Annotated in this window: 9 protein-coding genes; 8 read left to right on the top strand and 1 reads right to left on the bottom strand. The window is 47.3% G+C overall.

Annotated elements, in window-relative coordinates; translation table 11 throughout:
• Window positions 1-413 precede the first annotated feature (413 nt).
• Genes flaG through fliT form a run of 4 tightly spaced genes read left to right on the top strand, consistent with a single transcriptional unit; the run spans window position 414 to window position 3,544 of the window.
• Window positions 414-785, top strand: a complete 372-nt coding sequence (gene flaG / locus AC0TWI_RS11135) for a flagellar protein FlaG (RefSeq protein WP_488126421.1) — start codon at window positions 414-416, stop codon at window positions 783-785.
• A gap of 23 nt (window positions 786-808) precedes the next feature.
• A complete protein-coding gene (gene fliD, locus AC0TWI_RS11130; protein WP_488126420.1) occupies window positions 809-2,752 on the top strand; it encodes a flagellar filament capping protein FliD in 1,944 nt (647 codons plus the stop codon).
• 34 nt (window positions 2,753-2,786) lie between these two features.
• Entirely contained in the window at window positions 2,787-3,191 is a 405-nt protein-coding gene (fliS, locus tag AC0TWI_RS11125) for a flagellar export chaperone FliS (RefSeq protein WP_488126419.1), read from the top strand.
• Entirely contained in the window at window positions 3,191-3,544 is a 354-nt protein-coding gene (fliT, locus tag AC0TWI_RS11120) for a flagellar protein FliT (RefSeq protein ID WP_488126418.1), read from the top strand. The genes fliS and fliT overlap by 1 nt, the downstream gene beginning before the upstream one ends.
• A 310-nt stretch (window positions 3,545-3,854) precedes the next feature.
• On the opposite strand, the gene AC0TWI_RS11115 is transcribed toward fliT, so the two are convergent.
• Window positions 3,855-5,411: a multicopper oxidase family protein gene (locus AC0TWI_RS11115; protein ID WP_488126417.1), complete on the bottom strand. Its 1,557-nt coding sequence runs from the start codon at window positions 5,409-5,411 to the stop codon at window positions 3,855-3,857.
• A gap of 503 nt (window positions 5,412-5,914) precedes the next feature.
• On the opposite strand from AC0TWI_RS11115, the gene hpf reads away from it, so the two are divergent.
• The 4 genes from hpf to AC0TWI_RS11095 all read left to right on the top strand — a co-directional run bounded on the left by hpf (window position 5,915) and on the right by AC0TWI_RS11095 (window position 9,398).
• Window positions 5,915-6,469, top strand: a complete 555-nt coding sequence (gene hpf, locus AC0TWI_RS11110) for a ribosome hibernation-promoting factor, HPF/YfiA family (RefSeq protein ID WP_488126416.1) — start codon at window positions 5,915-5,917, stop codon at window positions 6,467-6,469.
• Between the two features lie 150 nt (window positions 6,470-6,619).
• Window positions 6,620-8,230 carry a gamma-glutamyltransferase gene (gene ggt, locus AC0TWI_RS11105; RefSeq protein ID WP_488126415.1) on the top strand — a complete coding sequence of 537 codons (1,611 nt, stop codon included), beginning with the start codon at window positions 6,620-6,622 and terminating at the stop codon, window positions 8,228-8,230.
• A gap of 77 nt (window positions 8,231-8,307) precedes the next feature.
• Window positions 8,308-8,862 carry a chromate transporter gene (locus AC0TWI_RS11100; protein WP_488126414.1) on the top strand — a complete coding sequence of 185 codons (555 nt, stop codon included), beginning with the start codon at window positions 8,308-8,310 and terminating at the stop codon, window positions 8,860-8,862.
• Window positions 8,859-9,398 (top strand): chromate transporter, encoded by a 540-nt coding sequence (locus tag AC0TWI_RS11095; protein ID WP_488126413.1) that lies wholly within the window; start codon window positions 8,859-8,861, stop codon window positions 9,396-9,398. Before AC0TWI_RS11100 ends, AC0TWI_RS11095 begins: the two co-directional genes overlap by 4 nt.
• Window positions 9,399-9,627: the final 229 nt, after the last annotated feature.

Raw genomic sequence — 9,627 nt, 5'->3', positions numbered from 1 at the left:
GTGCACTTACCTGTTCGGACGAAAAAGTTACTTTGCTCATGTTATCCCCTAATCCCATATTCTTAATTTCAAGTATATAAAAAGCACCTGCAGGTTGAACACTCTTTTTTTCGAGTGTCCTACCTACAGGTACCACTTTATCAGGGCAGTCTCCCTTTTTTAGACCCTATTTAGGGGGTCTCCGCTCCAGTTGCCACTTTTTGATCATCAACTTCGTACTTCATTTTGAACCACTCCTTTGATGAAAAGTGTCTTAATGGAGCTACTTATTTTCTACCCGATGCTCCGGGAAGTAAACTCTTTCTACTGGAAAATGATGAAAATCTCTGAAAAAGCGATAATTGGTTAAACAACCCCAGACAGAAGCCGATAATACGGATAGAGGTACATACTGAACAAAGGGGAGAAAGAGGATGGCAGGACAAATCGGGGGAGATTTTTCAGCTATACCAACAGTAAAAAGTATGTCAGCAGAGGCAGCGAAAGAGCCTGTTCTGAAAGATGGACAGCAGGTTGTACAGGCAGTAGCCGATCAGCCAATCCCGCAACAGCCTATTACAAAAGAAGAGTTAGAAAAAGTTGTATCCGGCATGAATGACTTTTTAAAAGCGTCACCAAATACACATTTGAAATTTGAATTTCACGATAAGCTCCACGAATACTATGTCACCATCGTCGATGAAAATACAAAAGAAGTTGTCCGGGAAATTCCACCGAAAAAGATGCTCGATATGTTCGCAGCGATGACAGAATTTCTGGGATTGATGGTCGACAAGAAGATTTAAGCAATGGAAAGGATGATCGTTTCATGAGATTAGCAGGACTCGCGAGCGGCATGGACATTGAACAAATGGTCAAAGACCTGATGAGAGCCGAAAGAATGCCGCTTGATAAGCTAAAACAGAAAAAGCAGGTTCTCGAATGGCAGCGTGATGATTACCGCTCTCTAAACACAAAACTGGCAAGCTTCCGTGACAAACTTTCCAACCTGAAACTGACAAGCAACTACCGCGCCCGCTCTGTCACTTCCTCAAACGAAGCAGCTGCCTCTGCTACTGTAGCGAACGGAGCGAGCCAGGCATCGTATACAATATCGAGGGTTGATTCACTGGCGACTGCCGCGACTATGATTAGCGGAGAGAACAAAGGGATTGACCCGACGAAGAGTTTGGGAGAAATCATGCCTGACCCTGAAGATCCAGCAGTAAAGGTCTGGAAGACAGGAGTTCCGACTAGTACATCTATTCAAATTAAAGAAAGTACGAGCACGGTACAACTGGAAAATATGAAAGATGCAGCAACCGTGTCAATTAAGGTGAATGGGAAAACCGTCGAGAGCAAGGACTACACTATTGACGGAAATGGCCTCATTACGTTTAATTCTCCATTAGCCCTAGGCGCCACTGTCAAGGTTGATTATGCGATGAATAATAAAACAGTGACTTCGACACTGAAAGAAGAGGCTACTTCCTTTAACATTGGGGCAGGTTCATTAAACTCAGCTACTATAACGCTAGGTTCTGGAAGTGAGGCTACGGAGCTAACAATTGCAGATGGGAAACTGTACAAAGAGGGGACTGAAATAGGCTCCATAAACTTAAAAACCGGCCAAATCAACTTTGATCCAAAAATTGAAGCCGACACTGAGATCAAAGTAGAATATACGCAAAGCTATTCCAGTTTCAATATTTCTACCAATACTTCAAAGGGCACAGTTTCCGAACAAATCTTCTTTACCGAAAACGATACGCTGAATACCGTTATCCGCAAGGTGAATGACTCCGGTGCTGGAGTAACAATGTTCTATGATTCTTTTTCGGGACAGACTACGTTGACGAGGAAAGAGACTGGTAAATTCAGTGATTTAGGGAAGGACATTACCGTCGGCGGGGATTTGATGACAAAACTCCTCAAGTTTGACCCTAACGCAGTAAAAGAAGGATCTAACGCGGTATTTACTATCAATGGCCTACCAACTGAACGCACATCCAACACCTTTGATATGAACGGTGTCACCATCACTTTGAAGCAGGAGACTAGTTCGCCAATCACCGTTTCCGTCGGCAATGACAGCAGCAAGGTCTACGATAACATCAAGGAATTCGTTGACCAATACAATGAATTGATTGCCGACATTGCGAAGAAGTTGAATGAGCCGAAATACCGGGACTATAAGCCGTTGACGGACGACGAGCGGGAAGAGCTGTCGGACAAGCAGATCGAAAAGTGGGAAGAAATGGCGAGAAGCGGCAATCTTAAAGGCGACTCGGTTTTATCCGGCGTTCTATCGGCCTTGCGACTCGACATGGGAAGTACAGTAGAAACAGGTGGCTTGTACAAGACGCTCGCCAGCATCGGCATTACAACCTCAAAGAATTACTTGGAAGGCGGCAAGCTGGAAATTAATGAAGCGAAGCTGAAAGAGGCCTTGGAAAAGGATCCGGATGCAGTAGAAAATATATTTCGCGGAGCTGGAGAGGGAAGCGAAAGAGGGATCGTTCACAAGCTGTATGATACCTCACTTAACAACTTGAACAAGCTGTGGGACAAAGCAGGCCGTGCGAGTTCAACCAACCAGCAATTTGCCATCGGGCGTGCCCTTCTGGATGTTGACAAAGGGATCGACCGTTTTGAGGACAAAATGAAGGTAGTAGAAAACCGCTACTGGCGCCAATTCACCGCAATGGAGAAAGCAATCCAGCAAGCCAACCAGCAGTCGTCATATTTGATGCAGCAATTCAGCATGGGCTAATAAGTGTAAGCAATTTCTTAAGGAGTGAAAAGCAATGGCAATAGGCAATCCCTATCAAGCATATAAGACAAATTCTGTGACAACTGCATCCCCGGGTGAACTGACGCTCATGCTTTACAACGGCTGCCTGAAGTTCATTCATCAGGCGAAAGCTGGCATAGAGGCAAAGGACATTGAAGCGAAAAATAACAATATCCAAAAAGCGCAGAACATTATCTCTGAATTTATGGTTACTCTCAATATGGACTATGCCGTATCCAAAAACATGATGGCCTTGTATGACTATGCGAACCGCCGGCTGATTGAAGCGAATATCAAAAACGATGTTGCGATTTTGACAGAAGTGGAAGAATTGATTACAGAGTTCCGTGATACGTGGAAACAGGCAATCCAAATGAACCGCCAGCTTCAGCATGCGGGCGGAGGCGGCGGAATATAATGGTTGGCCCGATTCAGGAATGCATCGGCCAGACTAAACAATTGATAGAATTGGCAGAAAGGGCGGAAGAGAGCAACCGGGACGAAGTGATCGAGAAGATTGAAAGACTGCTTGAAGAGCGTGGTCACTCACTTCATAGCATCAAGGGGCCGTTTTCCGATGAGGAGATGGCACTTGGAAAGACGCTTTCCGCTTTGGACGGTCAATTGACCGCTGCGCTGAAGAGTGTTCAAAAGCAGATTCAAATCGATATCAACGGACTCGAGCAGAAGAGGGTTTCTGCCAACCGCTATTCGAACCCATACTCAGCCACACAGCAATTGGACGGAGTGTTTTATGATAAACGGAAATAAAAAAACATGCGCTGGCATGTTTTTTTATTTTGGGCAGTGATACAGAGGGGAAGCGTCATAGAGATGTGAAGGAATTGAAAACAGAATTCTTCCAGTATCAATCCCGTCTATAGGCACGTGAAAAAATCAAAAACGGCATTCTTCCGGTATTAATCAGGTCTATAGGCACGTGAAGAAATCAAAAACAGCATTCAACCGTATAAAAGAGACTAGTAGATACGAGAGGATCGCTTTTATACCTTCTTTCCGTATTAAGATCTGTTAGATAAAAAAACAACCACGAGCCTTTTCCTTCCGATAACAATGACCACTACTCTCCCTCATCAATCACCTTCATCGGCCGCATCATGTCATAGTCCTCATGCTCGAGAATGTGACAATGCCACACATAATCTCCCGGATAGTCCTTGAATTGCATGATGACACTCGTCACCATTCCGTCATCGGCGTGAACAGTGTCTTTCCAACCACGTTCGTGTAATCCTGGCAGGACAGGAGGGCCAGTATATACAATCGCTCCGGTTTCTAGAAAGTGGTCAAGATCAAACGGCTGTCTGTGTAAAATTTTGAACTGCACCAAATGGACATGGATCGGATGGGCAAAGGCCGTCAAATTGATGAACCTCCACGTTTCGATACTGTTCAGCCGCGGGGTTTCCGTAACCGGATCATGCCACATCCTATTATCGAGCAAGAGGAGCGGGCGGTTAAATTCATCTGTTATTGCTCCGAGTGTCAGCAATCTTGTTTTTTCAGAGCTTTCTTCAAGCAACGGTTCATGCGGCTGAAGTTTCATCGGTACATCACTCGTATCCTTTTTTCTAAGCGGCAGCGTCACATCGAATCGCATGATTACCCCCATATCCCCCTCTTCGGCGGCGTTCCGGAGAATGATCTTTCTACCCTTCATTTTTGAAAAATCAACCACGATATCTACCCGCTCTGCCGGGTCCAAAGGAATTGAGTTGAGTTCCACACTTTCCTCAAGCAGTCCGCCGTCTGTGCCAATTAAGTGAAATACCCGGTCATCGCCAAGACGCAGTTCATACCCGTTCGTATTCGAAGCATTTACAATCCGGAATCGGTATTTCCTCGGCTCCACTTTTAAAAATGGCCATAGCTTGCCGTTAACAGCAATTGTATTACCATTGAAAGCAGGGACGACGGATGGGTTGACCTCATTGGGCGGGTTGCTGTTCGCAGGGTAGAATAGAGATCCATCGGGATTAAATGAACGGTCTTGGATCATGAGGGGGATCTCATACAAGCCACGCGGGAGATTTAACGATTTCTCAATCGGATCTCTGATCAGGTAAAAACCTGCAAGGCCGGCATATACATTTAAGCGGGTAAGTCCGATGGCATGGTCATGGTACCAAAGCGTCGCGCCGGGCTGACGGTTGGTGTATCTATACACTTTCCTCGAAAACATCGGCCCGGTTTCCGCAAAATCTTTTGTAAACCAGGCATCTGGATGTCCGTCACTATCGGCGGGGACATTGGCGCCGTGGACGTGAACAACCGTCCTTCCTTCTGGAAATTCCGAGCCATGCAAGGTCTTGTCTACCGGTAAAAAATGTTTGTCAGGAAGTTGATTCTTCCATTTTACATAGATCGTTTCATTGCGGCCTGCTTCAATCGTCGGCCCCGGGCATCTTCCGTTATATGCCCAAACATGAGAGGCGGGAAAATCCCGATGAAATTGGTGAGCAGCAGGGCGCATCTCAATCTCATAGATTGCTTCTCCCTGGGAGCTGTACTTGCGCCTTGCTGCTGCTGGAATTGGCAAAGCGTCAGCAAACTTAGGAATGGTTTCAGGCTTAGAAGGGTCGACGGTTCGCCTTCCGCTGCTGGTTTTAATCGCCATGTGCACACTTCCTCCTCTGGTTATTGTCCCTCCTAGTCTATGTGGGATAAATGCAATGGTGGCGGCATGAGCGGAGGACGATCTCCAGGGGTGTTAGTCTTTTTCTTCATACTGGCGGATCTGGGCTAGAGTCTTGGACCTTTCGCTTTTAATTTTGGGCGATAGTGGCCCGAGGTCATAGTCAAAGACAGAGAAAGGTTGGAAAGCGCATTTTTTGTCTTCCCTTATGCTTGTCGCCCCTGAGCAAGCGCCCTCCACTAATCTAATGTCCAGCTGCGTGCGCCAGCGCCTAGCGGATTTCAGGATTCTTCCTACGATAAGTCAACATCGGCTCCTTCGTCACCGTGTTTCCTTTATCTCGTCAGAATCCCTCCAATCCGTACGTCGCTAAACGGCGTCCTTCGCTTTTCTATAATTCGACATATTTTTTTCTGGGTTAGGGAGGAGTTTCGGGTGGTATATAGAATTATATATACATAGCCTTTATTAAAGGAGGAGTTGTTATGCTAAACTATCAAATCCGCGGGGAAAACATCGAGGTTACGGAAGCAATCCGCGATCATGTGGAGAAAAAGGTTGGCAAGCTAGAGAGGTACTTCAATGAGATTCCAGATGCGAATGTGCATGTGAATCTGAAAGTGAATCCTGATAAAAAGGCAAAAGTTGAAATAACGATCCCTCTTCCGCAGCTTGTGCTAAGGGCTGAGGAAGTCAATAGTGATATGTATGCTGCAATCGATCTGATCGTAGACAAGTTGGAACGCCAGATCCGAAAGCACAAAACGAAGGTAAACCGCAAATTCCGGGAAAAGGGAACAGCAGAGGAATTTTTCAATACGAGCACAAATGGTGCTGCGGAAACAGTGGATGAGGATGAGCTGCAGATTGTCCGCACGAAGCAGTTCGATCTGAAACCGATGGACAGCGAGGAAGCTGTATTGCAAATGAATATGCTTGGCCATAGTTTCTTCGTCTATACAGACGCTGAAACGGACGGCACCCACATTGTTTATCGCCGGAAAGATGGAAAATATGGCTTAATTGAGACAAACCAATAAAATTGATCTGAATGGACAGACCCGCTATCCCTCCTTGAGATGGGCGGGTTTTTCCTTGTGTTTGGCCTTCTTTCCTTGTAGCGCTACTCAAATTATCCTATAATTTTCACATGTGAGAAAATAATAGATTAGCAGAGGAGTGCGGAAGAAATGAAGATGGATCATTTATACCAGCCCTATACTGGCCAGCGAAGCACGGTGTTTGCCCGTAATGGCATGGTGGCTACCTCCCAGCCGCTCGCCTCTGAGGCAGGCTTGGAAATGTTGAAAAAAGGCGGCAATGCGATTGATGCGGCAATTGCAACGGCGGCGGCCCTGACGGTGGTCGAGCCGACTTCGAATGGAATCGGAGGAGACGCCTTTGCGCTTGTTTGGACAAACGGGAAGCTGCATGGGCTGAATGCAAGTGGCCCTTCGCCGAAATCGATTTCAGCAGAAGCAATCAAAGAGCTTGGCCATGACAGCGTGCCGAAGCATGGTGTGCTCCCGATTACAGTACCGGGGGTGCCGTCGGCATGGGCTGAGTTATCGCGCAAATTCGGAAAGCTGCCTTTATCGGTCGTCTTGGCACCGGCAATCCGCTATGCGGAGGAAGGATATCCGATTACCCCGATATTGGGCAAGTTTTGGAAGAGTGCTTATGAAAAATTCAGTGAAACATTAACTGCCGAGGAATTTGGCCCTTGGTTTGAAACCTTCGCCCCAGGCGGACGTCCGCCGGAAATCGGAGATATGTGGAGATCACCAGGCCATGCGGCGACATTAAGGGAAATCGCAGACACGGATGGCGAGAGCTTTTACCGCGGAGAATTGGCGGAACGTACTGCTGATTATGTGCAGAAGCATGGCGGTTTTCTATCTAAGGAAGATCTCGCTGATTATAAGGCAGAATGGGTTGACCCGATCTCCGTGAATTATCGCGGATATGACGTATGGGAAATCCCGCCGAACGGCCAGGGGATTGTTGCCTTGATGGCATTGAAAATTGCAGAAGGCTTCGATTTTAAAGAGAAAGAGAACGCGGATACCTATCATTTGCAGATTGAAGCGATGAAACTAGCTTTTACAGACGGAAAAGCATATGTGACAGAGCCTGCCGATATGCCGAGAAAAACGGAAGACTGGCTGTCGAAAGAGTATGCGGATGAGCGGAGACAAGCCATTACGGATCGCGCCAACGAACCTGCACCAGTCGAATTGCCAAAAGGCGGTACAGTCTATTTGGCGGCTGCGGATGGCGACGGGAATATGATTTCGTTCATTCAAAGCAATTACATGGGATTCGGCTCGGGGATTGTCGTTCCGGGAACAGGAATCGCCCTGCAAAACCGCGGATGTGATTTCTCGCTCGATCCTTCCCATCCAAATTATTTGAAGCCCGGCAAGCGTACATATCATACGATCATCCCTGGATTTTTGACAAAGGATGGGGAAGCGATTGGTCCTTTCGGTGTCATGGGCGGATATATGCAGCCGCAAGGACATTTCCAAGTCATCTCCAACACGGTGGATTTCGGGTTAAATCCACAAGCTGCGCTTGATGCGCCGCGCTGGCAGTGGATGAACGGGAAGAAGGTCGTGCTTGAGCCGAACTTCCCGAACCACCTTGCACAAGCGCTGGCCAGAAAAGGCCATCAAGTGCAAATGGAGGTCGATACTGGAAGCTTCGGACGCGGCCAGATCATCTGGCGAAATCCGGAAACAGGTGTGCTGATGGGAGGCACGGAATCAAGGACAGACGGAGCAATCGCCGTCTGGTAAAAAAGGGGGCTCCTGAATTTTTGGAGCCCTTCCGTATTGGGAAAAAGTAAATTTTGATCAGCAAAGGCAGTGAGAAGATGAAACAAAGAGATATTTTTGTCGCTTTCTTCCGCTCGGGTATCCTCGGTTTTGGCGGTGGTCCATCCGCGATTCCGCTCGTGCAAAGGGAAGTGGTAGGTACGTTCAAATGGATGGATGATGATGAATTTGCTGATGTTCTCGCATTGGCGAACGCACTTCCGGGTCCGATCAATACAAAAATGGCCGGATATATTGGCTACCGGGTAGGCGGGATTGCCGGGATGCTGAATGCTCTTTTTGCAACAGCTGTGCCGACGGTCGTTATGATGATTGTATTTTTGACCTTGCTCCACTCGCATAAAGATAAACCGTGGGTGGCAGGGATGTCGCATGCTGTGCTGCCTGTCGCCGGTGTGCTGATGGGAGTACTCACATGGGACTTCGTCGTCAAATCTAAGCAATCTCTCGGCTGGAAATGGGCGATAGTGCTCCTCGTTGTCAGCGTGATTGCCATGGAAATTCTCAATATTCATCCGGCTATCTTGGTCGCCGTGCTTCTCGGGGCGGCGCTTGCGTCAGGCAGAAGCAAAAAAAGAGGTGATGCTTCATGATCTACTGGCAGATTTTCCTCGCCTTTTTTATTCCCGGTATTCTCGGCTATGGCGGAGGGCCATCGTCCATCCCGCTTGTAGAGAAAGAGGTCGTTGACCATTACGGCTGGCTGACGGTAAATGAATTCAGTGAAATGCTCGCGCTCGGAAATGCGCTTCCTGGGCCGATTGCTACGAAAATGGCCGGCTTCATCGGCTATCAGCAGGGCGGCGTGCTCGGTTCTATCATCGCTTTGTTCGCAACTGTCGCTCCATCGCTCATTTTGATGATTGCTTTGCTCGGTCTTTTGCTTAAGCATAAAGAATCACCCAAGGTAAAAAGAATGACACAGCTTGTCAGGCCTGCAATTGCAGTCATGCTTGGTGTGATGACTTTGAACTTTTTCTTAACTTCATTTTCTCCAAAAGCCGGAGCAGGCCCTGTACAGACCATCATAATCGGAGCTGCGAGTCTTCTTCTTCTTGAGAAGTGGAAAGTTCACCCTGCATATGTTATTGCCGGAGCACTTGCTTACGGAGCCTTTTTTTTGCAGTGATGGGCAGTAGATTTTGCGGTCCGGTAGGCATGGTTATGTTGGCCTGTCCGGGCCGTGTTTTAATAGAAAATGTGAAAATATGAAGTAGTTGTTGCGGAACGGGTGAGGGAGTGCTATTCATTTGCATTTGACTGAAAATGCGTGGAGGCAATAGCAGTCGGCGCTATTGGCATGCTCGGTTTGCTAAGATCCTGACGAAATGGCATAACATTTACCGGATATTTATTTT

Source organism: Lederbergia sp. B243.17, from assembly GCF_057657925.1.
The sequence above is the reverse complement of the archived record's forward strand: the minus strand, read 5'-3'. Positions and strand labels throughout refer to the sequence as shown.